Source organism: Streptomyces silvisoli, from assembly GCF_029269905.1.
Taxonomy (GTDB): Bacteria; Actinomycetota; Actinomycetes; order Streptomycetales; family Streptomycetaceae; genus Streptantibioticus_A; species Streptantibioticus_A silvisoli_A.
Genome location: NZ_JARJBC010000003.1, coordinates 18,351 through 45,342 on the forward strand (window position 1 = coordinate 18,351; position 26,992 = coordinate 45,342).

Consider the following 26,992-nt stretch of genomic DNA (forward strand, 5'->3'; position numbering starts at 1 on the left):
AGCCCTGCGATCCCTTCGAGGTTTCCGAAAGGAACGAGCGCTATGCGAAAGAGACAAGTAGCCGGGACCGTGGCGGCCCTGGCAGCGGCCGTCTCCCTGGGCTGCGGCGCCACTGCCGAAGCCTCCGCAGCTACGGCGGCACCGCGAGGCGGCACGACGTCGCTCACTCCCCAGATCAACACCTGCCCGGTGAGCAGTGGCTACGCCTGTTTCTGGGTGGATTCGTACCGGGGCGGCGCGATGGGCAAGGTGTCCGGCAACAACTCCAACTACATGAACCTGTCGAACAGTTCCGGCTGCACCGCGTATCCGGGCACGTGGAACGACTGCATCAGCTCCATCGAGAACCAAGGCACCCAGTGCACGGTCTATTTCTGGACTGACGCGGGATACACCGGCCGCTACCACAGCCTGTCCATCGGCGACCGGGTGGATGACTTCGCCACCGGCTACAACGACCCGTCGTTCAACGACAGCATCAGCTCCAACCACTGGTGCACACCCAGTTGATCAGCAAGGCCGCCGCGGCATTCCTGACCGGATGTGCCCTGGTAGCGGGAGCGGTCGGCTGCACAGCGGCCACGCAGTCGACCGGCCCCGCTCCTGAGCCCGCCGGGGTGTCCACCACGATGACGGACCTGGCCACCAGATCAGGCCGCTGGCCGACGGGGGCGGCACAACTACAGGCGGCCTTCGACCAGTTGGACAGGGAATGCCTGAGCAGAGCGGGGTTCCGCCTTCCCTCCACCCCGAAGGTGTCGTTGCCGGTGCCCGAGAACGAGGCCGCTGCCATCGACCTCGACGGGCGTAAGCAGCACGGCTACGGAATATCGACCCCCGGCGATAGCTCCGCGGCCACCGCGAACCCGAACGCCTACGTCTCCTCGCTGCCCTCCAGGGACCAGAAGCGCTTCAACGACGTGCAGTTCGGGCCGGGGGCACCGAGAACCGCGGTCGCGCTGTACGGAACCGGCAGGGCCGCCGTGCCCACGGCCGGATGTGTCGCACGTGCCCGGCGGGCACTGGCCGGTGATGTGCAGGCGTGGGCGGCGATCTCATACGTGCCCCAGCAGCTCGACGACCAGCTCAGTCGCAAGGCCTCGCGGGACGCCAGTTACCAGGCCGCACTCGCCCGGTGGCGCGTCTGTATGGCGAAGGGGGGCTACCCGTATGCCAGTCCAGAGGCCGCCGTGACCCGTCTGCGGCGGGAGCACGAACAGGGAGCGAGCGGTTCCGGCTTCCGGCATCTGGAGATCGCGGTAGCCGTCGCCGACGGGGAGTGCGCGAGCCGCACCCACCTGCCTTCGATACTGCTGCGAGCCCGTCGGCAGCTGACAGCCCAGCTCCCTGCCGGCAATCTGTCCTTCCTCCGCTCGGTCACCGAGAGCTGGGAATCAGCCGTGGCCCGGGCCCGCTCAGTCTTGAGCGATACGGCCCTACATGACCACGCCGCTGGCTCCGCAAGTCCTCCAGCACGGTGATGGACATAGGGCTGTCGCCCCGCTGACCTGGGGATGTTTGCAGGTCAGCGGGCGGGCCCGGTCGTCGTACAGTGATGGCCAGACTTGTAACCCGATGTGGCGCCGACGACACGAAAGCGTTCCTCGGGCTTGCCGTAGCGCAGTCCCATCAACCTCTTCGGGACCGCGGCCGCCGAGCACCGGCCCCGCGGCACCGCGGCCGGTGTGTCCACGTTGTGGCCGCAGTCGGAGAACGAGCCGAGCCTCGTCGGGGTGTTGAACGCGTCCGCGAAGACGAGGTGCCAGCTGGGCGAGTACGGTCGCGCTGACGCCGTGCGCTGGGCGAGCAAGGCGGCCAGGAGCGGTCCCATCACGGCAAGTAGACGCTTTTTCAATGCAGTTCACCTCCGACAAGGGGTGGCTGCTGCTCGCATCGGGGAGTGTTCCCGAGTGGCACGAGGTGGTGTCCGGAGCACACGGTGCTGAGGTGACAAGCAGATGTGCGACCGGTAGTCAGGGCGCCGGGGGCGGACGCTCCCGCTGTTCGGGTGAACCGGCGTCGGCTTCCTTGTCCGGGATCAACTTCTTATGGGCTAATGGGATCAACCCGGCCGGTTGACCGCCCATCTCCTCCCGGCCGTTACGGGTTCGATCCGGTCCCCTCCGCATTGCGCGGGGGCCCGACGACCACTGGTTCCCCTTCGGCCACCGGCCATGTCCGCCGATGCTCCACGAAGTCAGGAGCGTCGCAGCGGCACCGGTTCACCGCCACCGCGAGCAAGCACCCGAACGGTGTGCGGCGGCCGACCGTTCCACCTTCCACCTCAACGAGGAGGACACCCATGTCCATCCCGACCCACATCCCGACATCGGTGGTGCCATACGGCATCCAGGCGCCCGGGGCGGCCTCCCTGCTTCCCGGCCTTCTGGCCGCGCCGAGTATCGGCTTGATCGTCCCGACGTCCGGGCCCACCACCGGTGGCAATCCCGTCCTGATCCTCGGTTCGGGTCTCGCCAACGCCGTGTCGGTCACCTTCGGCGGCACGCCGGCCACCATCCTCTTCCAGGACCCGATCGGGCTGGTGATCATCGCTCTCGCCCCGGCCCACGCCGCGGGGACCGTACCGGTCGTCGTCACAACCGCGTCCGGTCCGAGCGCGCCCGCCATGTACACCTACCTGGGCGCGCAGCCTCCCGTCGTGTTCTCCCTGAACCCGACAAGCGGCCCGGCCACCGGCGGCACCGGGTTCACCATCATCGGCGCCAACCTCAGCGGAGCGAAGGTCGCGTTCAACGGGAACGCCGCCACAGGTGTCACGGTCGACCCCACCGGTACCGTGCTGACCGGCGTCACCCCGGCGGGTACGGTCGGCAACGCCACCGTGACCGTCACCACCCCGGCCGGTTCCGTCAATGTGCCCGGCGGCTTCACCTACACCGCCGCGGTGGCGCCGGTAGTGACGGGTATCGTCCCGCCCAGCGGTTCGATCGCAGGCGGGACCGCGTTCGTCATCACCGGAACCAACCTGTCCGGCACGACCTCGGTCACCTTCAACGGCAACCCGGCCACCGGAATCGTTGTGAACGGTGCCGGCACCGCGGTGTTCGGGCTCACGCCCGCCGGTGTGGTCGGCAACGCCACCGTGACGGTCACCACCCCGGTCGGCTCCGCCGTGGTGCCCGGCGGCTTCACCTACACCTCCCCGTGACGCCCTGTCACCGATGACGTCAGCCCCCGCCGGTCCTCCGGCGGGGGCTGACGCCTCAGGGGACATTTCCGCGAGCAGGCGGCCTCGTGCTGCGAAATCCCTTGTATAGCATGGGAGTTGGCGATGGTAATTCCAACCTGCCGACATATGGCGGGGCTCACTACCGTGGTGCACACGGTAGTGCACGAAATCACCCCATGACATGCGCTCTTCCATTAGGGTGACTTCATCCCAAGCCCATTGCCGACGGATTCAACGCGGTGAATTAATAGTCACATCCAAACCGGTGGGCCGCCCATCCTCCCCGGGGGGCGTGGCACCCGACTCAACCGCCGACCCGACCTGGAGCCTGGCGGCGGGACAAGCCGCGGTGCCGCGATGGGCACCCTCGGTGGAGGAATTGGATCCATCAGCCGGTGCCGCTTCGTCGGCACCGGCTGATGCGCCAGACCGTGAAATCGAGCGGTCGAGGCGTCCAAGAACGAAGCGGCCCCGACGGTACTGCCGCACTTGGTGCCTTGCTCAGCACAAGCCCCTGTCCGGACGAGGCATCCCTCTCCTCGTCCGGACAGGTTCCACATACCGATCCCGCCAATCTCAGCCCAGTTGACGGTGACTGCCTCCGTCGCACCGAACTACTTTCACCACGAAGACGCCATGGGCAACCCACACCGATCCCCACGCGACCTTTCGGGTCGACCACCGGAGCGGGTAACGTTTTTAACAGCCAATTCGGAGTCGGCAAAAGAGGGGACTCGCCACCTGATCCACCGAGAGGCGCATCATGTCTCGAAACAAATACGTGGTGCTCGTCGGCGGCCCACCCGGGACTCCACGGGTGTGGACGGCCCCGGCCCCAGAGGATCAGAGCCAGGTCAAGGTGCCCCACGGCAACGGGTACGAGCACTTCGAATTCACCGAGGAATACGCGGAAGTGGCTGGCGAGCAGGTCCCGGTGTATCGATGGCGCTGCCGCACGTTCATTGCGGAGTAGCGGCAGTGCACGTGTCAACGACGACATAGGTCGAATTAGCAGAGGAACCACGAAGATGCTGCCTCTCTGCCTCAGGAGCACGACATGATTACGCCAAGCGGTTCGGCGGTTACCGCCAAGGGCGGCCCCAGAGCACGGAACGCGATGGTCACTGGCATGGGCTTCTGCCTGCCCGGCCACCTTGAACCCGTCTTCACCGCCGGACAGGTGTGGGACGTCGCCGCCCACGGACTTTCCTGCCTGGTGCGGGACGAGATCTACTACGGCTCGGTGAACCTGTCCCCCGCGATGTTCGACGAACGCCTGCCCGGAATCCCGTCGTTCTTCTCCCGCCACTACACCTCAGCGCACCGCTTCGGCCTCGTCTCCCTCGCAGAGGCGTGTGCCGACGCCGAACTCGACTTCCGCGCGGGCGACTTGAGCAACGCGGCCATCCTGGTCGGACGCGGCGGTGTGGACGCCAACATCGAAAGCTACCTCTCGGTTCAGCGGGCCGATCCGGAGAAGACCACGGCCATGGAGGCGATGGAACTCTTCGTCGCCGCCGAACAGGCGGTGACCCCGTCCGACGTCGCACTGGTGCAGGGAGCCATGACGCGCTCCAACGGCCCCGCCTTCACGGTGTCGTGCGGCTGCGCCTCCTCCGCCGTGCAGGTCGGGAACGCCCAGCGGCTCATCGCCAACGGCGAGGTCGACATCGCGGTGGTGACCGGAGTCGACGTCTTCAACATCGGCCTGATCCAGAACATCCAACGCCTTCTGCGGGGCGCGCAACAGACCTACGAGTCGATCCGTTCGGATGGCATGCCGGAATTCGTGCCGTCCTTCGACGCCCTCATGCGGCCGTACGACCGACGCGCCGAATGCATCAACCACGGCGAGGGATCCGCGACGTTGGTCCTGGAAAGCCGGGAACACGCGGAGCGGCGCGGCGCCCGGGTCTACGGCCAGGTCCTCGCGACCGCCATGAGCCGGGACGGCCTGGCGAACCCGTTGGCGTCCGACGACTCGGGCACCGAGTTGGTGGCGGCGGTGCGCAGGTGCCTAGGGAACCGGTGGCACATCGAGCAGGTTCCGTACGTCCACGGCGGCAGCGACGGCAACCCGGTGGTGACGGCCTTCGAGACCAACACCGTCAGGGAGTTGTACGGCCCCGGGTCCTCGGTCCTGATGACTTCTCAGGAGGGCTGCTTCGGCCACAACGGGGCTCCCGCGGGCTGCCTTGGTGTCGCGCTGACCCTGCTGATGATGGAGCAGGGCCAAGTGTGTCCCACCGCCAACTGCGAACAGCCCGCGGACGGCCTCACGTTCGATCCGGTACCGGGCATGCGCACCCGGCCGCTCGACTTCGACTACGCGCTGACCTTCAACTACCAGGTCGGCGGCGTCAAGAACGTGATTTTGCTGGGCAGTCCGGACGCCGCCTAGCCGCCGCGGAACCCATCTGAGGGCCGGTGCCGCGCACAGCGGCCCGCCCCGCGTGACCGTTTCCGGCCCCGCTGGACCGGCACAACGCAGCACCGAACCAAGTACGGAGTCCCCGATGAGCCAGCACATGCCCACGCCCAGCGAACCATCAGAGCGCATCGCCGTTGTCGGCCTCGGTTGTCGGCTTCCGGGCGAAGTCCACTCGCCCACCGCGTTGTGGCGTCTGCTGGCCGAGGGGCGTCAGGCCGTCGGAGCACCACCACGCGAGCGTCAGGACCTGTGGCCGGAGTGGACCGGTCAGGCCACGGGGCTTTCCCGAGGCGGCTTCCTGCGCGACGTGGCGAACTTCGACGCCGAGTTCTTCGGTGTGTCGGGGCGCGAGGCGGATGTACTCGATCCACAGCACAGGCTGCTGCTGGAGGTCACCTGGGAGGCACTGGAGCACGCAGGTTTGGTCCCGGACCGGCTCGACGGCACGTCCACGGGGGTTTTCGCCGGGCTCAGTTACAACGACTACATGGATCGTCTCGCCGGACATCCCCTGGAACTCGAAGGCTCGATCCTGACCAACGGGCACTGTGTCGCCGCCGGGCGGATCTCCTACCTGCTCGGACTGCGCGGCCCCTGCGTCGCGTTGGACACGGCCTGCTCGTCCTCGCTGGTCGCCGTCCACCTGGCCTGCCAGGCGCTGCGCGCCGGCGAATGCGACCTGGCCCTGGCCGGAGGCGTCACCCTCATCATCGGTTCCAGGACCACGCTGTCGTTCACCAGGATGGGCATGCTGTCGTCCTCCGGGCGCTGCCACACCTTCGACGCCGCGGCCGACGGATTCGTTCGCGGTGAGGGATGCGGCATCGCGGTGCTGAAACGCCTCAGCGACGCGGTCCGGGACCGCGACCGCATCCTGGCTGTGGTACGCGGATCCGCGGTCAACCAGGACGGTCGATCCGATGGCCTGGCCGCCCCCTCGGCCGCCGCCCAGGAGGCCCTGTTCGGCGAGGCGCTCGCCAGGGCCGGAGTCCAGCCAGGCGACGTGGGAATGATCGAGACGCACGGCACGGGCACCCCGGTCGGAGACCCGACGGAGTTCGCCAGCCTGGCGCGGGTGTACGGCAGCGGCTCGGACCGGTGCGCCCTGACATCGGTCAAGACCAACGTGGGTCATTTGGAACCGGCCGCCGGCATCACCGGTCTGATCAAGGCCGTGCTCTGCCTGCGCCGCGGCCTGATCCCGCCCAACGTGCACTTCAATCGATGGAATCCGGCCATCAACGCGGAGGGAACGCGTTTCTTCGTGCCCGCCGAACTGACCCGGTGGCCCGTGCGCAACCCGCCGCGGCTGGCCGCGGTGTCCTCCTTCGGGTTCTCCGGAACCAACGCGCACGTGGTGCTTGAACAGGCATCCAACACACCAGCGCACCGACGGGTGCCGCATCCGCGGCAGGCGCCGCAGTCACCACCGGATGTCTTCGTGGTCCCGGCGGGATCCGCCGCCGTGCTGCCGGTCGCGGCGCGGCGACTCGCCAACTGGCTTGAGGACGACGGCGCCCTCGTGCCACTGCGTGACATCGCCCATACGCTCGCCGTGCGTCGCAGCGCGGGGCGTGGACGGCTCGGCGTGGTCGCCACCCATCGCCGTGAACTCCTCCACGGGCTGCGGGCGTTCGCGGTCGGACGGGAGCATCCAGGCGTGTTCGCGGGGGCAGTGGGTGCCGCGGTCTCCCGTCGGCCCGTGTGGGTCTTCTCCGGACAGGGCTCACAGTGGCCGGGCATGGGACGCGGCCTGCTGGAAGGCGAACCGGCGTTCGCCGCGGCGTTGGCGGAGGCCGACGCACTGATCGCCGCTGAGTCCGGCTTCTCCGTCCTCGACGCCGTCCGCCTCGGCGGGCCGGTGACCGGCTGCGGCCGGGTGCAGCCGGTGCTGTTCGCCCTACAGACGGCGCTCGCGGCCCTCTGGCGCGCCCATGGCGTCCAACCGGCCGGGGTCATCGGCCATTCCATGGGCGAGGTGGCGGCCGCCGTGGTGGCCGGTGCGCTCTCCCTGGCGGACGGCGCACGCGTGATCTGCCGACGGTCCGAGTTGCTGACCCGGATCGCCGGAGCCGGTGCCATGGCTACGGTCGGGCAGGCGGCCGACGCGGTGGAGGCGGAGCTGGCGGCCGTCGGTTCGGTGGCGGTGGCGGTCCACGCCGCACCCGACTCCACCGTCGTGGCGGGCGACGCCAAGGAGGTGGAGCGGCTGGTCGCGCACTGGGAAGGGCGAGGTGTTCCGGCGTCCTTGATCGCTGTCGACGTCGCCTCCCACTCCCCCCAGGTGGAACCGCTCCTCGATGACCTCAGGTCCGGGTGCGCGGATCTGACGCCGCACCGCCCGGAGATCCCCTTCTACTCCACCGTGCTCGACGATCCGCGAAGTCTTCCCGCCTTCGACGCCGAGTACTGGTGCGCGAACCTGCGACGACCGGTGCGGTTCGCCGCGGCCGTGGCCGCCGCCGCGGCCGACCGCCACCAGGTGTTCGTGGAGATCGCCCCGCACCCCGTGGTCACCCACTCCGTCAGCCGCAACCTGGCCGGCCTGGTCGAGAACCCGGTGGTGCTGCCGACGTTGCGCCGCGGCGAGTACGAACCCGCCACCTTCCGGAACCAGTTGGCGGCGCTGCACTGCGCAGGGGTCGAGGTGGACTGGTCGGTGCTGTACGGGGACGGCAACCTCGTCGACGTACCCACCATGACCTTCGACCGAAAGCCCCACTGGGTCGAAACACCCCCAGCCCGAGCCGAGTTGGGGACGGACCAGGGGGGAAGTCCACTACCCGGCCGCCACACGGAGGTGCCAGGGAAGCCGGTCCGCCACTGCTGGCACGGCGACGCGGGTACGGCACCGCTGCCGTGGCTGGCGGACCACCGGGTCCACGGCACACCCGTCTTCCCCGGTGCCGCCTACTACGCCGTCACGCTGAGCGCCGCCTGCGAAGCGTTCGGCGAGCCCCCGGAGAAGGTCGAGGTCACTGACCTGCGGTTCCACGAACTGCTGCGACTCGGAGAGCGGACCCCGATCAGCACCACCGTCACCATGGCCGCCCCGGACCGGGCGGCGTGCGAGGTGTTCGGACACGGTGACAGCGGAGAGTGGACGCTGCTGGCCACCGCGACGCTGCGCCGACTGTACACACCGGCCCAGCCGCACGCGGCGTCCACGGTCACGCTGGCCATGCGCCACCCGGTCTCGCTCGATCCCGCCGAGTTCTACCGGGGTCTGCGCACCCGCGGTCTGGAGCACGGTCCCGCGTTCAGCGGTATCAAGGAGCTGCGGGGTTCGCGTCGCGGCGAGAGCTTCTGGGCCCGCGTGCACGTTCCGGAAGCGGCTCGGACACCGGACCCCTCGCTGCGGATCCACCCGGTGCTCGTCGACCAGTGCGCACAAGTCGTCGTGGCGAAACTGACCCAGGAGGACGGCGACCGCGGGCTGGTCCTGCCGGTCCGCATGCAGGCGGCGCGACTGCTCGGTGACCCCGCCGAAGCGGCCTACTGCCACGCCCGCCTGGTGGACGCGACGAGGGACGCCCTCGTCGGACAAGTACGTCTGCTCGACGAGGCGGGCAAGCCCGTGTTGGCCATCGACGGTCTGCTCTTCACCCGCCGGGCCGCGCAGGAGAACGCCGAGGTCGACCGGTGGTTCCTGGAGGTCGGCTGGAACAGGGCCGAGCGCCGCGCGTCAACTCCGGCGAAGCGGCCGGGGAACTGGCTGGTCATCGGTGAGGCGGACGGCGGCGCGGACGGGCTGGCGGCCGCCTTACGGACTGCCGGGGCGCAGGCCGAGGTCTGTGACGCCGCCTTGGACGACGCGGAGCTCGACTCCGTCCGGGACTCCTTCGCCCGCCGACTGGCGACCCTGCCCACCCCGCCCCGGGGCGTGCTGGTGGTGTGCGCGGAACAGCCGAGCGCGGACCCCGAAGTATCACTACAGCGCACCCGAAGACTGCTCGGCATCGCCCAGGCGGTCACCACCAACTCGATGGAGGCCCCGCGGCTGTTCGTGGTCACCCGCGGCGCCCGCCCCGTGGCGGCCGGGGAGACGACGGACCTCGGGCCGAGCGCCTTGCGCGGTGTGGTGCGCGTCCTGGCACTTGAGCACCCGGACGTGCGGGCGACCTGGGTGGACGCGGACCCGGATGACCCCGAGTGGGCGGCCGTGACCGACGAACTCCTCGCGGACGGCGACGAGGACGAGGTCGCGCTGCGCGGCGGCCATCGTTACGTGGCCCAACTGGCGAGCGCCCCACTGACGAGTGCCGAGCGGAAGAAGGCCGCGGCCTGCACGGTCCACCACGGTGTGGACGGGTTCCGGCTGCGTGTCGGACGCCCCGGTGACCTGGACAGTCTGGAACTCGCGGCGACGGGACGGCGTCCGCCGGGTAGTGGCGAGGTCGAAGTGCGGGTGATGGCCGCGGGGTTGAACTTCCGCGATGTCCTCACCGCCATGGACCTGCTGCCGGGTGACGAGGACATCCGCTACCGGATCGGCTTCGAATGCGCGGGGGTGGTCACCGCGGTCGGACGGGGCGTCGACCATGTGCGAGTGGGTGACCGGGTACTCACCGTCGACCTGCGGGGCGGCGCCTTCGGTTCCTTCGTCACCGTTCCCGCGGTCGCGGTGGCGCGCATTCCCGGCAGGCTCGACCCGATCGCCGCGGCCGGGCTGCCGATCGCGTTCCTCACCGCCTGGTACGCCCTGCGCCACGTCGGTCGCCTCGCCCAGGGAGAACGGGTGCTGATCCACTCGGCCACCGGGGGAACCGGCCTCGCCGCGATCGCCGTCGCTCGACTGCTCGGCGCCGAAGTGCTGGCCACCGCGGGCAGCGAGGAGAAGCGGCGACATCTGCACGCCATGGGCATCCCCCACGTGATGGACTCCCGGACGCTCGACTTCTGCGCCGCGGTGCGCGAGGCCACCGGTGGTGAGGGCGTGGACGTCGTGCTCAACTCCCTGTCAGGAGCCGCCATCCAGGCGGGACTTGAGTGCCTGCGTCCGTTCGGCCGCTTCATCGAGTTGGGGGTGCGCGACATCATCGCCGACACCCCGCTGGGCCTGAAGCCGTTCCGCCACAACATCACCATGCGCGCCGTCGACCTGATCGGACTGCAAAGAAGTCGGCCCAAGGTGTTCGCCAAGGTGCTGCGTGAGGTTCTGGCCGAGTTCGCAGGCGGCAAACTCAAACCGCTGTACTGCACGGCGTTTCCGCTCTCCGAAGCCACCGACGCGTTCCGGCTCATGGCCGGCGCCGGCCATGTCGGCAAGTTGCTGCTGACGGTTCCCGACAGCGGCGAAACGACCGCCGTGCTGCCCGACGGGCCGCTGACCGTGCGGCCGGGCGGGTCGTACATCGTCACCGGCGGTCTGCGTGGGCTGGGGCTGGAGACCGCTCGCTGGCTGGCGGAGCAGGGCGCCGCCCACCTCGTCCTCAACGGCCGCACCCCTCCCTCACCCGCCGCGTCGCAGGTGCTCGGCGAGTTGGCCGCGCGAGGTACCAAGGTCACGGTCACGCTGGGCGACATCGCCGTGCCCGGCACCGCCGAGCGCCTGGTGGCCGCCGCTCGTGCCGACGATCTGCGGCTGCGGGGTGTGGCGCACTGTGCCATGGTCCTCCACGACGCCTCGGTCGCCAACATCCGCGACGAGCAGTTGCGTCAGGTGTGGGCGCCGAAGGTGACCGGTGCCTGGCACCTCCATCGGGCCACGGCGGGGCACACCCTCGACTGGTTCGCCGTGTTCTCCTCGATGGCCTCGCTGCTCGGCAATCCCGGCCAGGGCGCCTACGCGGCCGCAAACTCCTGGCTGGACGGGTTCGCAGCCTGGCGTTCATCCCGTGGAATGCCCACTCTGGCCGTCAACTGGGGGCCGTGGGGCGAAACGGGCGTGGCCACCGATTTCGCGGCCCGCGGCTACCGGACGATCCCCACCGAAAAGGGCCTACAAGCCCTGCACGCCCTCCTGGCACACCGGCGGGTGCAAACCGGAGTGATTCCGGGAGAACCGAGCACATGGGTACCCGGCGCCGGGCGCGGTTCGGCCTTCTTCCGCCTCGTCCTGCCGGGCGAGGAGCAAACGGCCGTGGCTCCGGGGGAGTCCAGTGACATCCGGGCGCGGCTGACCGCAATGCCCGCCGGGCTGGCTCGCCGTACGGCACTGGAGACCTTCCTTTCCGACCACATCCGAGCCGTTCTGAGGTTGGGCGACAATGCCGTCGATCCGCAGACGCCGCTGAAGGCACTCGGTTTCGATTCACTCCTCGCCATGGAACTGAGGGTGCGTCTCGAATCCGCCTTCGGCGTGAAGCTGGCGAGCAACTTCGTCTGGCAGCACCCCACACTCGCAGCGCTCGCGGACGGCCTGGCCCAGCACATGGGCCTGGAGCTGGCCGGCAAGTAGTGCGAAACGACGATCACCTGGCCCGGATAGTGCGCGCAGGCGCACTATCCGGGCCGCCGCGTCCCAGGAAAAGGGGCATCCGAATACCATGAACGGTATTCTTCACTTAATACTCCTTGACTCCTGAAAAGCTCCTCTTTATCCACCTTGCCCACCCTGCGACTTCCGGGATAATCGGCCACTTGGTTCAATTAAGGAAAGCGGGACGGACGGCCCAAGAGGCCCTCACCTCGGTTTCCAGAAGACACCACAAGGCGTTCTCCGACGAATTCGGGAACAGAGGCACAAGAGTCTCGCAGAGCCACGCACAGCGTGCGTACAGGAGAGGTCATGAATCCTCGCAGGAAATTCCAGTTGATCGGCCTGGCGTCAGCGGGCATGGTCGCGTCGGCGCTCATGACGGCCACCCCGGCGGCGGCGCAGCCGGTACTCGTCCCGTGTTCGGCAACGGCGCTGCAGGCCGCGATCACGGCCGCGAACACAGCGGGCAGCGGTGAACTACTACTGACCCCCGGCTGCACCTATTCCATCACCACCCCGGTCACAGGCGAGGACGGCCTGCCGCAGATCACCGGCGACATCCGCGTCGTCGGCTCAGGTGACACCATCACCCGCGCCCCGTCGGCAACCGCCACCTTCCGTCTTCTTGATGTCGCCTCAGGCGGCAAACTCACCCTCGGCGGCCTCACCGTGAGCGGCGGCAACCCCACCGGCGACGGCGGCGGCATCAGCAACGCGGGCATCCTCACACTCAACGCCGTCCAGGTCACGAAGAACTCCACCGGCGGCAACGGCGGCGGCGTCGCCAACACCGGCACACTCAACACCTTCGCCACCCGGATCACCGACAACACGGCGACCACCGGGGGCGGCGGCATCTTCAACGGTTCCTCCGCGACCGCCGCGCTGCGGGCGAGCAGCTTGGACGACAACACCACCACCGGCGCGAACTCGCAGGGCGGAGGCATCCTCAACCACGGCGGCAGCGTCACCGGCGACCTGTCGAGCCTCGGTTCCAACTCGGCCACCGGCGCGGGCTCATCCGGTGGAGGCATCGCCACCGTCGGCGGAACGGTGAGACTGACCCTGGACGCGGTGACGGACAACCACGCCACCACCGCTCCCGGCGGCATCCTGAACAACGGCGGCACGGTGTCCCTGGTGCTCACGGGTGTCTTCGACAACACCCCGACCAACTGCGCCGGTAGCCCATCACCGGTGCCCGGCTGCTTCCACTGACATCCCGGAGGTGCTTCTCCGGCGGGCCCGGGCGTGGAAGGCGTCGCCCCGGCCCGACCGGAGGAGCCGTACCGCCAAGTGAACGGCGATACGGAGCAGGCGTGTCACCAACCCCCACATGAAGTCGCACCAGGAGTTACTGCGACCCTTCAGGGGTGACCGGCCCCAGAGGTAGCAGGCGGCTTCTTTTCCGACCCCCAACTCACGGGAGAAGTCACCATGTTGCCGACGACCACGCGCGCCAACGAGATCGAGCTCACCGTCCGGCAGATCAACGAGTGGCCCGACACGGAGGAGGCGTTGGCCCGGCTCGGCCGACGTCCGACAGGAGCCCCCCTCGTAATCTCCACACCACCGCTGGACCGGGCGGTCCCAGTCTGCCGAAGACTCGCCTTGTACTGGATGGACACGGCGCGGATCGATGACGAGGACGCGCGGTACACCATTCAGCTGGTGCTCTCGGAACTGCTTACCAACGCCGTCCGGCACACGGAGAGTTCACACATCACCTGCCGCTTGTGGAAAGCGGGCGGTGTGCTCTACGTGGAGGTGCGTGATCAGGGCGGGACGTGGTCCAGTCGGCCGGACAGCCGCACCGAGGGCGCCAGGGACCACGGCCGCGGACTGACTCTGGTCGCCGGGGCCTCCCGCGGCTGGGGCAGGCGGTTCGCCGCGGACGGCAGCTGCTCCGTCTGGGCGGCGGTACCCGTACCGCCAAGCCGTCACCAGGAGTTCGGCCAGGAAACCTGAAAAGCAGTCCCCGCGCGGAGAACGGTGCGCGCGGGCAGGGACAGCCGACGGTCAGGACTGTTCAGGTCGCCATCCCCCCTCTACGCGACCGGAACGACCTGGCCGTCGGCGCGCTGCCGCACGCAGCCTCTCTCCCTCCTCCCGCCGACGGCGTCCCGTAGGCGGCGTTCAGGTCACGGCCTGACGTCCCACGGCCCTTGGCGCTGACTGGGCACGCGGCCCTGCTCTTCGCAAGGGGTCAGGCATCCGTTCACCGGGCATGCCTCCAGTGAACGTCCCTCAAGCCACTCCTCGAACTCCCTGACGGCCGGCACGAGTCTGTATGGGTCAAGCTGCCGTCGGAACTCGCCCAGGTACGCGGTGCCGATGGTGGAGCGCAACCCGCACAGCAGATCGACGGCGCGCGTCGCGGTCTCGCAGGCCCGTTCCACGTCCCGGGTCGTCAGCTGCGCGCCGGCAAGGAGCAATATGTCGATGACACGCCGCCGTACGCGCGTGTCCGGATGTCCGGCCAGCGCCTCCTCGGCCCACCGGGCGGCGAGTTCCGGCTGCTCCAGATCGCGGTGGCAGTGCGCCAACTCATCAGCCAGATAGGCCCTGTCGAAGTGACTGATCCATTCCGGATCCTCCTGCGCGTTGCCGCGCTCCAGGGCCTCCATCGCCTTGTCCGCTGTCGCCTGGCACGACCGTACGTCCCTGAGCAACGCGTGCCCCCGCGCCTCGGCCGCGTAGAACATCGCTTCCGAGGTGGGTGTGACATGGCCACGCGCACCCTCCTGAGCCACCCGCGCCAACTGCACGACCTCCCGGGGGCTGCCGAGGGCCCCGGCGAGATGGCTCATCCCGGACGCCAGCACATAGCCGCCGTAGCCTCGGCGGCCCGCGGCCTGCGCCAGCCGTAGCGCCTGGATGTAGTAGCGCTGGGCCAGTCCAGGGCGGCCGGTGTCGACAGCCATGTACCCCGCGAGCTCGGTCAACCGGGCTGTGGCCGTCATGAGTTGCCGCCCGATCTCCTCTCCGTACGAGCCCGTGAGGAGCATGGACACGACGCTGTCGAGGTAGTGCACGACGATCGGGCGCACATGTCCGCTGCCGAACCGGTGGTCGAGCTCCACCACGTACTCCGTCGCCTTCCGGACCGCCGCCACATCCGCGGCGACCACCCGCACCCCACCGCACCTCGCGACGGCCGTGTCCGGCTCGGTGATCAGCCAGTCCCGACTCGGCTCGACCAACGCCGAGACCGGACGCGTCCCCCCGCTCACGAGGCTGCGGCCTCCCGCGTCGTTGCGCCAGAGGTCACACACTTGCTCGACCGCGCCGGGCACGGTGGGCGCGAAGTGCAAACCAACCTCGGACGCCGGGTTCTTGCCGCCTGCCATGCCGATCTCCTCGGCCGACAGCGTTCGTCCGAGCTTGCGCCCCAGGGCCTCGGCGATGATCTCGGGGACCCGACCGCGTGGCTGCTGACCACGCACCCATCGACCGACGGACGTCTTGTCATACCGCAGATCGAGTCCGTGCTCGGCCCCGCACAGGTTGACGCGTCGTGCCAAGCCGGCGTTGGAGACTCCCGCTTCCTGAATGAGGGCCTGCAGCCGTTCATTCGGCTGGCGCGCAAGGATCGATCGGGCCGACATCGTCGTTTCCCCTTCAATTAAAATCTCCATCCGCGGTCCCCTCAATTGCGTGCACTCCGACACACACCGCATCCCCGGGTTGATTATGGGGGCATATGCCGAGAGAACATACCAAGAGGCTCAAGACTTTACTTAACCGTCCGCGCGAATGGGTGTCAGGTGGTGGGCAGCATATGCGTTGCCGCCGCCTTCACCACCCCGTACATCAACGCGCCCCGAAACCACCCTTGCGCAATCCTGCCCATAGGTTCGAGGTGTAAGCGATCGAGCGCAGCGCGACTACCACATCTGCCCGGCAGAGGTTTCGTCAGGCATCACGGCGAACGGGACCCGTGCAGGTCGCCTCAGCATGGCGACTGGAAGGACGCCCCCGGCGCCCCGGATACGAACCGCCGGATAAACATTGCGCCCGTTGTAAGCGGGCTCCTTTCGGAAAATACCACCCACGCCGTGGCTCCACCCCTGAAATCCGCAGATTCACCAACCGGCGCTCGCCCGCACGCCTTTACCAGCACTAGCACCTTGTTGCGAGTCCCGTTACACCGGCCGCAAGGCCGGTCACACCCGCGTCCGCGCGAATTCACTCCACCGCGACGGCTGGCGCAAGAGCCTGACACACCAGCACCGCCCGCGTCACGCGGCGCACTGGGGGCGACCACCCGTTTCCCCTTCCCGTCAGCTGCCCAACGAGTCTCCCACTTCGCGGCCATGGAGGGTTCGGTCGAGGTAACGCCGCCGGGCCGACTCGGCGATCCGGTTGACCTTGCGGGAGAAACCCGCACGGACCTTCTGCAGATCGCCGGCGAGCAGCAGCCCTTCCGCGACGCCCTGGTCGGCGGACTGCTTCAGACACGCGAAGACCGAATCCCTCAACTGCCGGACCGCCGCCCTCACCTCGGCCTTCTCGGCCGCGGTGCATTCCGCCTCGATGAGCAGGTCGACCTGTGCGGGTGTCAACTGTTCCAGCCGCATGGACCTCTCCTTGTCGAGCCAAGCTGATACACGACCAGTTGCCGTCTGGCTTCTTACGCTCCGCCAAGCCATTCCGCTCGGCAGGAGCCGAGGATCACTCAATGTATCCACATGAACACGCTTGGCGATGCATGGTGACAGGTGCGCGGTACCGGCGCTCGGTGCACGACCAGCGCGCGAGCGAAACGCGCCCCCCACCGGATCCCCAAACACCTCCCCCCGCCACCTGGTGAGGTGTGCCCGCCTGAGCGCGGGTGACGCCGCTGGCGGGGCGGTGCGGTGCGGTGCGGCCACCAAGCAACGCCCGTCGGCCACCGGGAGTTATGTTGTACGTTCACTTGTTCGAGGGCTCCCTCGTATGACAGCGGCGCGCAGTAGCGAACTGACGCATGCACGGCCGCTCCACCGTCACGTAGAGCAGCCAGGACGCAAGCGGGACGAGGGGCAGGGCGACGACAACCGCGGCGCCACGACTCCATCCGCGATCGGTCAGGCATACGAACGCCGCGGTCAGCACCAGCGCGTGAACGAGATACATGGCGTATGAGATCTCGCCGAGGAACACCACTGGTCGGGCGCGTAGCAGCGACGGCTTGCCTTCGAGGTCGAGCCGCGCCGTCGCGTGGACCAGGAGGGCGAGCGGCACCACGTTCACCGCCGCGTACATGAAGGTGTGGGAGAGGTGGTCGCCACTGAAGACGACCATGCCCACCGCGCTGAGCCCGGCCGGCACGGCACCGACCCGGGGAAGCCGACCGCCAGTCATGGAGAGACGGGCCACCATCATGCCAAGGAGGAACTCCGGTAGACGCGTGACGGGCAGTACGTACAGGAACCAGTAGCCGGGGAAGAAGGCACCCGCGGGGTTGATGACGAACCCGCAGAGCACCGGCCAGGTCCAGACGACCGCGATCGCCATGGCCGAGCCGATCAGCAACCCACGCCGCGACAGCCGCTCCACCCTCGGCAGAAGCACGGGGAAGAGCAGGTAGAAGAACATCTCGGCGGCCAGTGACCACGACACGGGGTTTCCGGCGAACACGAAACGACTGCTGGGAATCCAGGTGTTCACCAGCAAGAGGTTGGCGACCAAGGCCGCTGCTCCGGCGCCGCTGATGGCGGCCACGCCACCAGCGCCCACCAGCACCGCCACCGCGACGCACCAGGTGAACACATGGTTGGGCAGGATCTTGGCAGCGCGTCGCCGCCAGAAAGTCCACGCGGTGTCGGTCGGACGCGCTGAGTGGGTGAGCAAGTAGCCGCTCAGGATGAAGAAGAGCGACACAGAGCTCATGCTCACCCATACTTCGGGACCGAACGTGCCGACAAGGTGCGGACTGACCAGCAGTCTGGCGTGGGTGTAGACCACTGCGCCCGCGGCGGCGAACCGCAGACCGGTCAGCGAGGGCAGGCGTGCGGAAGCGGGGCGTGCGGTGGTCTTCGCGGTCCGCTGCGTGCGCGGTTGCGAAGGTGGCTCGAATGGTCTGCCCGGGTTCATGCCGAGGCTTCCTTTCCAACTCTGTTCTCGGCGCACGGCCCGCGGCGGACGCGCACCGCTCGGCGCCCGGACAGCCACAACGGAGACCGCTGCCTTGGCCGCTGAGCGTCGTGGGCCCGCGATGCGTCGGCCGTCAAGCCGACCTGGCGAGGTTGTCGATCGCCTCGATCACCGGAGCGGCACCGTCCTCATCCGCCAGTCGGCAGGACACCGCTCTTGCCTTGCGCAGGTGTTCGGGGTCGCGAACGGCCATCGTGATGGCGTTGGCGAGCCGTTCCTCCGAGAGTGCGCAGAAGGGCACCACCGAGGGGCTGACGCCCAGGGCGACGAGACGCGCCGCCCAGAAGTGCATGTCGAACAGGAAGGGCACGGGCACGGCAGGAACCCCCGCTCGCAGCCCCGCAGAAGTGGTACCGGCGCCCGCGTGGTGCACGACCGCGGCGGTACGGGGGAACAACCACTCGTGCGACACCTCTCCGATGGAGAGGATGTCACCGTCGGCCGTCGCTTCCATCCCCGCCCAGCCCCTCTGAACCACTCCTCGCACACCGGCGCGGCGCAACGCGGAGACGACCACCGTGCCGAGCCGTTCGCCGTGGCTCGGAGCGTTGCTGCCGAAGCCGACATAGACCGGAGGTGGCCCGGCGCCGAGGAAGTCGACCAGTTGTGGAGGCGGCTGCCACTGCCGCGGCGACGCGGGCCACCAGTATCCGGACAGCTCCAGGCCTGGGCGCCAGTCCGGCGGCCTCGGAACCACATGTCGGCTGAACCCGTGCCAGATGGGCCAACGCCGCAGGATTTCGCGGCGGATTCCCGCGCCGCGGCCGGGCAGGCCGAGTTCCGTGCGTAAGCGCTGGACCTCCGGGGCGTACAAGCGCATGGCCAGGGACATCATCACATCGCCCGCGGCCCGGTTCCCCCGCGCACCCAGCGACCTGAGACTGACGCCGACCGGGGGGAAGGAGGCCGTGGGCATGAGCGGCACCACGAAGACCCCCAGGCTCGGCAGACCCAGCCCCTCCGCCACGACCCGGCCCAGGGGCGCCACTCCCTGGCTGACCAGAAGCACGTCAGCGCCCTGGCGGGCCGCATCCAGCACACCTTGCCCGCAGTCCCTGAGCAGGGAGGGGATGAGCCGGGCCACCGCCAGCCTCGGCGGAAGGCCGGTGGCCGACTGTTCGACACGAACCCCCATCGTCGAGGCCGCCCCCCAGGGGTCGCCCGGAAAACGCCGGTACTCCAGTCCGCAGGAGCGGATCAGGTCCTCGAATCCCTTGTGGGTGGCTATCGCCACCTGGTGACCCGCCTGCCGTAACCTGAGCCCCAAACCCGTGTACGGCGCGACATCACCCATGGTGCCGGTCGCGATGATCAGTATCTGCACGGCTTTCTCCGACTTCTGGCGCACGGAGTTGGTGCTCGGTGCTCGTATCCGTGTCACCGACGGCGTCACGACACCGAATCCGCTCAAACCCACGGCCGACGCGCTGACACCACCGTCGCCATCCACCTCGCTGGACGTAAATCGTCCGAACGGGTGGTCGGGGCCGAACGCCGCAGCTGACCGGAGTGATGCACGGGCGAGCAGGCTGCGCTCCCCGCCTCAACACACACCCGCGCCCCACCGACACACCTGCTGAATCCGCGTAACTCCGCTGCCACTCCCGGTACTTCCACGCACCGGTGCCCCTCGACGGTGACCGCCCATACGGTCGGTGATGGGTGGGCCACGCAACGGAAGTGGCCCTGACGCACGGAAGGAACCGCCATGCGACGCATCGCTACCGCCCTCGGAGCCGTTGTCACCGCCGGAACGCTCGCCCTCGCCATTCCAGGCTCCGCCTACGCGGCCACCGGAAACCTCGTTATCAACGGCGTCGGCCACAACAACCCCAGCGGCTGCTTCGCGACTGGAACCCTCGCATCGCTGATCGTCAACCAGACAGACGGGATCGCCTATGTCTACTCGGACCTGAACTGCTCAGGAGACGTGCAGGAGATCATCCAACCCGGCGGAACCGCGCTCGCCTTCGGATCCAGTGTCTACATCGGGTGAACCGGCCGGTCCGTGACGAGCCGAAGTCAGTAGAGTTCCTCCGTGGGCACTACTCGGTTGAACCGCCGCCTTCGGGCCCCGCGTGCAGTCGTCTACCGTGCGCTGCTCAGTGCGGAAGCCGTCCAGCAGTGGATGGTGCCCGACTCGATGACGAGCCACGTCCACTCGTTCGACGCGCGTGAGGGCGGCGCCTTCCGGATCTCGCTGACCTACGACGTGCCCACGACCGTGGGAAAGACGAGTGCTCGGACCGACACGTTTCACGGCCGGTTCGTCAAGCTGGTGCCCGACACCGCGGTCGTTCAAGTGCTGGAGTTCGAGACCGACGACCCAGCCATGAGGGGTGAGATGACGATCACCTACACGCTGGCGGACGCTGGCGACGGCACCGACTTGACCGGTGTGCACGAGAACCTCCCTCCGGGAATGTCACCGGCTGACAACGAACTGGGCTGGAGCATGTCGATCGACAAGCTCGCCAAGCTCGTTGAGAAGCGCTGACGCGCGCCTCAGGTGCGGCCGGTCCCACAACCGGCCGCACCGAACGAGGCGTAGGACAACGGGACTTGGGATGACTGCGCCACCGAAACTTTCCTGCCGACCTCCGTCCCGCGGGCCGTGGCGGTGAGCGGAAGGGCGCCCTGCGCGGATGTCGGTACACCCACCCGGAAGTGTCCAGAAGCCGTCCTGGGGTGGACGGACCGCGAAATCGCCGACAGGCACTGACAGCGGACCAAGCGACCTGGGCACCCGTGGTGCGGGCCCGCGGAGACCGCCAGTGAAGGGGATCGGCTCAGCCGCGCGAACAGCACACGTTTTGCCTTGTGCCAATTTTGCCTATGGCAATAATGGGCTTATGCGATGGACGTCATGTGGGGCTCGAAACCGCCGGAGGGGGACGCATGGATGTCGAGAAGGGAGTTGACCTCGTCGAGTTCATCTGCCCGAAGTGTGGCCACCAGTGGGAGCGGCAGTACGACGTCCGTCACTGCGAGACACCGAGCGGGGAGGTGCGGGAGTACTTCCAGATCGGGGGCTTCTGGGTGCTACCGCCCTACACGCCGGCTGGCGCACCCCAATGCGTCAAGTGCGGGTGGCGGGTCGTCGGGCGCTGGCTGGGGCGCCGCTGAAGCCCGCTCATGTCGCGCGGCTGCTTTGGGGGATCCGAAGTGTCCGCTATGGGTTCGGACCGTCGGAGGCTGTCGTGGCCCCGGTGAAGAAGGGGAGTTCCATGCCTCGTAAGTCGAAGGACCTTCCGTCACCGGCCGGGCTGCGGCGGCATGTGGTGCGCGCCCCGATCCACCTCTACCGATGGCGTCTGGGGTGGCTGCTCGGAAGGCGCTTCCTGCTCCTCACGCACACCGGGCGGACGACGGGACAGCTTCGCCAGGTCGTCCTCGAAGTCGCCGGGTACGACCCGCGATCCGACACTTACCTGGTGGCCTCGGGCTTCGGCGTCCGCGCCCAGTGGTACCGCAACATCTGCCGGAATCCGGCCGTCACCATCCAGGTGGGACGCCGCCGCACCCCTGCCGTCGCCTCTCCGCTCACCTCCGAGGCATCCGGCCGCGCCATGGCCGACTACGCCAGCCAACATCCCCGCATCGCCGCCAAGTTGATGCGGATCTGCGGCCTGGAAGTCAACGGCACCAAAGACGACTTCTACCTCGCAGGGCGCGACCACGTCCCCTTCGTCAGGCTGACCCCGACTTCCACACGAACAGCCGCCGACAGTTGAGGCACCCGCATGCACGTCCGCCGGCCGCATGGCATCGGCTACCCACACCTCAGGCGCGAGCGGATGACGAACGAGACCGCTTCTCTGGTCAGCGTGGTGCGGCCGGGCTTCCTGGGGGCGCTGTGCCGTGCGCTGGGGCATGGCACCCCACCATCATGAGGCCGGCGTGCGGGAATCCGGGGAACTGTGCGGAGCGCCGGTTCGACCGTTCGGCTGGCGACGGACGCCCGCATGCATGGCAGACACGGAGAGCCGACCCATCTGTGCCAGTTTGTAGCGACGATGTGACAGGCGGTTACGGAGCGGTGGGGTTCGAGCCACCCCTTTGAGAGTCGGCTCGGGGACAGAGGAGGTGGCCGATGGACAGTGGCGGACGGCCGTCGGCCCCGGGCTCCGGCGGGCCGCGGCGCCCGAGGTCGGATGAGGACCACACGCCGGGGCGCGTTGAGCGTGTTCGCGATGCCATGGCGGCGCGGGCCGCCACGGGGGCCGCTGGTGCCCGGGCCCTGGTGCGGCGGCTCAAGCAGACTCCCCCGCCCCCGGGGCCGTTCCGCCCCGGCTTCTGGCGCAGTCCCATCCGCGGGCCCTGGCTGACGTCCGTGTTCGGCCTGGTGCTGCTGATCGGCATCCCGCTGCTGTTCGTCACCGGGATGCTCTCCTACGCCGCCTACAACCCGGGACTCGACCGCATCAACGACCAGACGCCGGACAAGGGCCTGCTGGGCTTCTACCTGTTCGACTGGCCCACGCATCCGTACTGGCTGTACCGGCTGACCCAGGGCGTGCACGTGACGCTCGGTGTGGTGCTCGTGCCCGTGTTGCTGGCCAAGTTGTGGTCGGTGATCCCGAAGCTGTTCGAGTGGCTGCCGGTCCGCACCGTCGCCCACGGGCTGGAGCGGTTGTCCCTGCTGATGCTGGTCGGCGGGGTGATCTTCGAGTTCGTCACCGGCATCCTCAACATCCAGCTGTACTACGTCTTTCCCGGCTCCTTCTACACCCTGCACTTCTACGGCGCCTGGGTGTTCATCGCCGCCTTCGTCGTCCACGTATGCCTCAGGCTCGGCCGGATGAGCCGCGCCCTGCGCTCCCGCGGCCTGGCCGCTGAACTGCGCACCGACCTCGCTCACACCCGGCCCGAGCCCCCCGACCCCGACGGCCTGGTGCCGCAGGCTCCCGCGCCGCCGACGATGACCCGGCGCGGCGCGCTGACCATGGTGGGCGGCGGATCGCTGCTCCTCCTGGTGGTCACCGCGGGACAGAGCATCGGCGGCTGGGCGCGCAACACCGCTCTTCTCGCGCCGCACAACCGCGCCCCAGGCAGCGGCCCGAACGGCTTCCAGATCAACAAGACCGCCGCGGCCGTCGGCGTCAATCCGGCACACCTCGGTCCGAGTTGGCGGCTGGAGCTACGAGGTAGTCGGCCGCCGTTGGTCTTCACGCGCGAGCAACTCCTGGCGATGCCCCAGCATGCCGCCGCACTGCCGATCGCCTGCGTGGAGGGATGGTCCACCCCCGACCAGCACTGGAGCGGCCTTCGGCTGACCGATCTCGCCGCCCTTGCGGGCCTCCCGGACGCCGGAAGCGTCCTGGTGGAGTCCGTCCAACCACCCGGCCCCTACGCCTCGGTGGTGCTACGGGGCAACCAGATCCACGACCCGCGATCACTGCTCGCCCTGCACGTCAACGGCGCGGACCTCTCCATCGACCACGGCTACCCAGCCCGCATCATCGTCCCAGCCAACCCCGGCGTGAACAACACCAAATGGGTGCACCGGCTCACCTTCAGGACCTGACCATGACCCGCTTCGTCCGCTGGTACGGCTCCAGCCCTCTCCACCTTCTCGTCCTGATCGCCTCGTTCGCCCTCACCGGCTACGCCGTGGTGCGCCTGTTCGCCGTCCGCCCACTCGACGTCGCGATCTGGTTCGTCGGCGCGGCCATCCTCCACGACCTGATCCTGCTGCCCCTGTACTCCCTGGCCGACCTGTCGGCCCACACCGTTCTCCGGCACCAGGCCACCCCCGAACCGCAGGTGCCGTGGATCAACTACCTGCGCGTGCCCACCTTCCTCTCCGGCGTGCTCCTGCTCGTCTGGTTCCCCCTCATCTTCGACCTGTCGATCCCCTACCCCGGTGCCGCACGGCTGCCCGAAGGGGTCTACCTCGGCCGGTGGTTGGCCATCACCGCCGTGCTCTTCGCCGCCTCCGCACTGGCCTTCGCCCTCAAGCTCCGCCGCGTCCGGCGGGCCGCGCGCGCCGCCGAGGAACGACCCGCACCGGGTCAAGACGCCGCACCATGACGTCCGACGAGGACCCATCGCCCTGCCCCGGTGCAGACCCCTACGCACAGGCCCTGCGAACCGGCCACGGACCGATGTACCTGCGGCTGGCGGACGGCCATCGGACCCGGATGCCGGTGCACCGCTGGTACGCGCAACCCACCGCAGCCGACGAATCCGTGCTCAGTCGCTGCGCCGGCCCCGTTCTCGACGTCGGCTGCGGACCGGGCCGACTGTGCAGAGCACTCCTGAGTCGCGGAATCTTCGCGCTGGGTGTCGATGTGGCTCCCCGCGTGGTGGCGCATACCACCGCCCTCGGCGGGATCGCGCTGTGCCGATCGGTGTTCGACCGGCTACCGGCCGAGGGAGGCTGGCAGACCATCCTGCTCATCGACGGCAACATCGGCATCGACGGCGACCCGCGCGCCCTGCTGCGCCGGTGTGTCCAGCTCGTCGCCCCGACGGGTGTCCTCCTCGTCGAGGTCGACCGTCACGACGTCGAGGAACTCTGCACCGCGTGGTTCGAGGACGTCCACGGCCACAGAGGGCCGCCGTTTCGCTGGGCGCGCCTGGGAGCACCAGCGCTTCACAGGATCGCCAAGGACCTTGCCCTCAGCGTCACCGACCAGTGGAGATGTCGCCACCGATGCTTCCTCGCCCTCCGCCACCAGGCCTCAACTTCGGGACGTCGTTGCTGAGGGAGGCTGATCACGCGGTGGCGAGGAGACACGACGTACGCCGACCAGACGCCAGGTGCAGGGCGCGGTATCAGGTCGTGCCACCCATACGGGGCAATCACCGGCAGCCGGGACGTGCGACCCCCCGATCGTGCTGGTTGGGTGGGGGAATCCGCTGTGCAGAGAGGCTGGGATCAAATGACACCCGTCAGGCACCCGGACAGGCCTGCGGCACAGGCGACTTCTCACGTCGTCCCAGCTGGGCCGCGCCCGGCCCGAGGTGGACGGGCTGCGACGTATGAGTGCGCGACCGATCGGTGACCACGCTCTGTTGTCCGACTGCCGCTCGGCCGCGTTGGTCACCTCCGACGGCTCGGTGGACTGGCTGTGCCTGCCGCGATTCGACAGCCCGGCGATCTTCGCTCGACTCCTCGACGAGGACGCCGGCCACTGGTCCATCCGCCCTACCGGCCCGTGCGAGATCAGCCGCCGCTACGTTGAAGACACCCTTGTTCTGGAGACGACCTTCCGCACGACCGCGGGTACGGCGGTCCTGCACGATGCCCTTGCCCTGGGACGGCGCGAACGCGGGCACGCGCTCGGGACCGCTTCCCCCGGAACGCTCCTGCGGCAGATCACCTGTACCGAAGGGCGGGTGAACATCGAGATCGCCTACGCGCCGCGCCCGGAGTTCGGACTCGTCCACCCACTCCTGTCAGCCGTGCGAGGCGGGCTCGCGGCGTACGGGGGCGCCCATGTTCTGCTGTTGTCGGGCCCCGTCGAGTTGCGGGTGAGCGGCTCCACAGCGCACGGCCGAATCCCGCTCTCGGCGGGGCACCGCCTCGGATTCGCCCTGCACGTCGGATCGGCGTGGGAAAAGGAGCCGGTGGGCTGGCGGGCGGGGCGGATCCGGCGCCGCATGTCCGACACCATCGAAGGCTGGCGCTCCTGGTCGAAGCTCCACCGCCGCTACGTCGGCCCCTGGCAGGACGAGGTGGGTCACAGCGGGCGTGTGCTGCGAGCCCTGACCTTCGCCCCCACCGGGGCCATCGTCGCCGCGGCCACCACCTCCCTGCCCGAGAGAACGGGCGGGATGCGCAACTGGGACTACCGCTACACCTGGGTCCGCGACGCGAGCTTCACCGTTCAGGCGCTTGCCACGGCCGCCTGCGAGAAGGAGAAGGACCGGTTCTTCGGCTTCCTCGCCCGGGCCGCGGCAACCCAACTCGACCGCGGCGTCGACCTGCAGATCATGTACGGCATCGGCGGGGAACGCGATCTGAGCGAGCGGCCTCTGCCTCACCTGACCGGCTGGCGCGACAGCGGCCCCGTCCGGATCGGCAATGACGCCTGGCGCCAACGCCAACTCGACGTCTACGGCGAACTCCTCGACGCCGCTCACCAGACCCTGCCGCCCGATGAGCCTCTCGACCCAGCCACCCGCACCTTCCTGGTCCAGGCGGCCGAGACAGCCGCTCAGCGGTGGGCCCAACCGGACCAGGGCATCTGGGAGAGACGCGGACCCAGCAGGCACTTCCTCCATTCGAAACTGATGTGCTGGGTCGCCCTCGACCGCGCCATCGCCATGGCCTCCATCCTCCAGGCCGACGAACGCCTGCCCCACTGGCAGCACGAGCGCGACCAGATCCGCCAAGCCATCGAACAACGCGGTTGGAACCCCGCCTTGGGCGCCTTCACTCAGGCATTCGACAGTGACGACCTCGACGCCTCCGCGCTGATGCTGCCCATCGTCGGCTTCCTGCCGCCGCACGACCCCCGCGTCCAGTCCACCGTGCTGGCCATCGCCACCCAACTGGCCGACCGCAACGGCCTGGTCCGCCGCTACCTCACCGACGAGCTGCAGGAAGAAGAAGGCACCTTCCTGCTGTGCACCTTCTGGCTCGCCCAAGCCCTCGCCCTCACCGGCCACACCACCCGTGCACGACGCGCCTTCCAAGCCGCCCTCACACACGCCAACGACCTGGGCCTGCTGGCCGAGGAGACCGACTCCACCACAGCAGAGGCCCTCGGCAACTTCCCCCAGGCCTTCAGCCACATCGGACTCATCAACGCCGCTCGCGCCATTCGCGATGCCGAACGACGGGAAGTTCACGCCCAGTAGG

20 protein-coding genes and 1 pseudogene are annotated in these 26,992 nt (G+C 68.8%); 16 read left to right on the top strand and 5 right to left on the bottom strand.

What is annotated here, in order from left to right; genetic code table 11:
• Positions 1-42 precede the first annotated feature (42 nt).
• Both P3G67_RS05590 and P3G67_RS05595 read left to right on the top strand, forming a co-directional pair.
• Positions 43-510, top strand: coding sequence for a peptidase inhibitor family I36 protein (locus P3G67_RS05590; RefSeq protein WP_276092467.1), 468 nt, complete (start codon positions 43-45; stop codon positions 508-510).
• Complete coding sequence (locus P3G67_RS05595) at positions 495-1,481, top strand: hypothetical protein (RefSeq protein WP_276092468.1); 987 nt, start codon at positions 495-497, stop codon at positions 1,479-1,481. The genes P3G67_RS05590 and P3G67_RS05595 overlap by 16 nt, the downstream gene beginning before the upstream one ends.
• A 44-nt stretch (positions 1,482-1,525) precedes the next feature.
• Here the strand turns inward: P3G67_RS05595 and P3G67_RS05600 are convergent, their stop codons facing one another.
• Positions 1,526-1,831, bottom strand: coding sequence for a hypothetical protein (locus P3G67_RS05600; RefSeq protein WP_276092469.1), 306 nt, complete (start codon positions 1,829-1,831; stop codon positions 1,526-1,528).
• A gap of 471 nt (positions 1,832-2,302) precedes the next feature.
• Between P3G67_RS05600 and P3G67_RS05605 the strand changes: the two genes are divergently transcribed.
• From P3G67_RS05605 to P3G67_RS05630, 6 genes are all read left to right on the top strand, one after another.
• Positions 2,303-3,169: an IPT/TIG domain-containing protein gene (locus P3G67_RS05605; RefSeq protein WP_276092470.1), complete on the top strand. Its 867-nt coding sequence runs from the start codon at positions 2,303-2,305 to the stop codon at positions 3,167-3,169.
• A 784-nt stretch (positions 3,170-3,953) separates the two neighbouring features.
• Entirely contained in the window at positions 3,954-4,163 is a 210-nt protein-coding gene (locus tag P3G67_RS05610) for a DUF5988 family protein (protein ID WP_269854730.1), read from the top strand.
• Positions 4,164-4,247: 84 nt separating this feature from the next.
• The gene (locus P3G67_RS05615; RefSeq protein ID WP_269854731.1) at positions 4,248-5,591 is read left to right on the top strand and encodes a beta-ketoacyl synthase N-terminal-like domain-containing protein; all 1,344 of its coding nucleotides are present in this window, start codon (positions 4,248-4,250) and stop codon (positions 5,589-5,591) included.
• Positions 5,592-5,706: 115 nt separating this feature from the next.
• Positions 5,707-12,021, top strand: a complete 6,315-nt coding sequence (locus P3G67_RS05620; protein ID WP_276092471.1) for a type I polyketide synthase — start codon at positions 5,707-5,709, stop codon at positions 12,019-12,021.
• Positions 12,022-12,351: 330 nt separating this feature from the next.
• Positions 12,352-13,260, top strand: coding sequence for a hypothetical protein (locus tag P3G67_RS05625; protein WP_276092472.1), 909 nt, complete (start codon positions 12,352-12,354; stop codon positions 13,258-13,260).
• A 219-nt stretch (positions 13,261-13,479) separates the two neighbouring features.
• A complete protein-coding gene (locus P3G67_RS05630) occupies positions 13,480-14,010 on the top strand; it encodes an ATP-binding protein (RefSeq protein WP_276092473.1) in 531 nt (176 codons plus the stop codon).
• A 293-nt stretch (positions 14,011-14,303) separates the two neighbouring features.
• On the opposite strand, the pseudogene P3G67_RS05635 reads toward P3G67_RS05630, so the two are convergent.
• From P3G67_RS05635 to P3G67_RS05650, 4 genes and pseudogenes are all read right to left on the bottom strand, one after another.
• A pseudogene (locus tag P3G67_RS05635) lies at positions 14,304-15,650 on the bottom strand (transcriptional regulator); the annotation flags it as partial.
• A gap of 675 nt (positions 15,651-16,325) precedes the next feature.
• The gene (locus tag P3G67_RS05640; protein WP_276092474.1) at positions 16,326-16,622 is read right to left on the bottom strand and encodes a hypothetical protein; all 297 of its coding nucleotides are present in this window, start codon (positions 16,620-16,622) and stop codon (positions 16,326-16,328) included.
• A 334-nt stretch (positions 16,623-16,956) separates the two neighbouring features.
• Positions 16,957-18,120, bottom strand: a complete 1,164-nt coding sequence (locus P3G67_RS05645; RefSeq protein WP_276092475.1) for an acyltransferase family protein — start codon at positions 18,118-18,120, stop codon at positions 16,957-16,959.
• Between the two features lie 133 nt (positions 18,121-18,253).
• A complete protein-coding gene (locus P3G67_RS05650; protein ID WP_276092476.1) occupies positions 18,254-19,504 on the bottom strand; it encodes a glycosyltransferase in 1,251 nt (416 codons plus the stop codon).
• Between the two features lie 384 nt (positions 19,505-19,888).
• Between P3G67_RS05650 and P3G67_RS05655 the strand changes: the two genes are divergently transcribed.
• The 8 genes from P3G67_RS05655 to P3G67_RS05690 all read left to right on the top strand — a co-directional run bounded on the left by P3G67_RS05655 (position 19,889) and on the right by P3G67_RS05690 (position 26,991).
• Entirely contained in the window at positions 19,889-20,176 is a 288-nt protein-coding gene (locus P3G67_RS05655; protein WP_276092477.1) for a hypothetical protein, read from the top strand.
• Positions 20,177-20,218: 42 nt separating this feature from the next.
• Positions 20,219-20,677 (top strand): SRPBCC family protein, encoded by a 459-nt coding sequence (locus P3G67_RS05660; RefSeq protein WP_276092478.1) that lies wholly within the window; start codon positions 20,219-20,221, stop codon positions 20,675-20,677.
• A gap of 401 nt (positions 20,678-21,078) precedes the next feature.
• Positions 21,079-21,306 (top strand): hypothetical protein, encoded by a 228-nt coding sequence (locus tag P3G67_RS05665; protein WP_269854740.1) that lies wholly within the window; start codon positions 21,079-21,081, stop codon positions 21,304-21,306.
• Between the two features lie 101 nt (positions 21,307-21,407).
• Complete coding sequence (locus tag P3G67_RS05670; RefSeq protein ID WP_276092479.1) at positions 21,408-21,914, top strand: nitroreductase family deazaflavin-dependent oxidoreductase; 507 nt, start codon at positions 21,408-21,410, stop codon at positions 21,912-21,914.
• 464 nt (positions 21,915-22,378) lie between these two features.
• A complete protein-coding gene (locus P3G67_RS05675; protein WP_276092480.1) occupies positions 22,379-23,707 on the top strand; it encodes a molybdopterin-dependent oxidoreductase in 1,329 nt (442 codons plus the stop codon).
• Positions 23,708-23,709: 2 nt separating this feature from the next.
• Complete coding sequence (locus tag P3G67_RS05680) at positions 23,710-24,213, top strand: hypothetical protein (RefSeq protein WP_269854743.1); 504 nt, start codon at positions 23,710-23,712, stop codon at positions 24,211-24,213.
• A gap of 110 nt (positions 24,214-24,323) precedes the next feature.
• Positions 24,324-24,890, top strand: a complete 567-nt coding sequence (locus P3G67_RS05685; protein WP_276092481.1) for a class I SAM-dependent methyltransferase — start codon at positions 24,324-24,326, stop codon at positions 24,888-24,890.
• Positions 24,891-25,167: 277 nt separating this feature from the next.
• A complete protein-coding gene (locus tag P3G67_RS05690) occupies positions 25,168-26,991 on the top strand; it encodes a glycoside hydrolase family 15 protein (RefSeq protein ID WP_276092482.1) in 1,824 nt (607 codons plus the stop codon).
• Position 26,992: the final 1 nt, after the last annotated feature.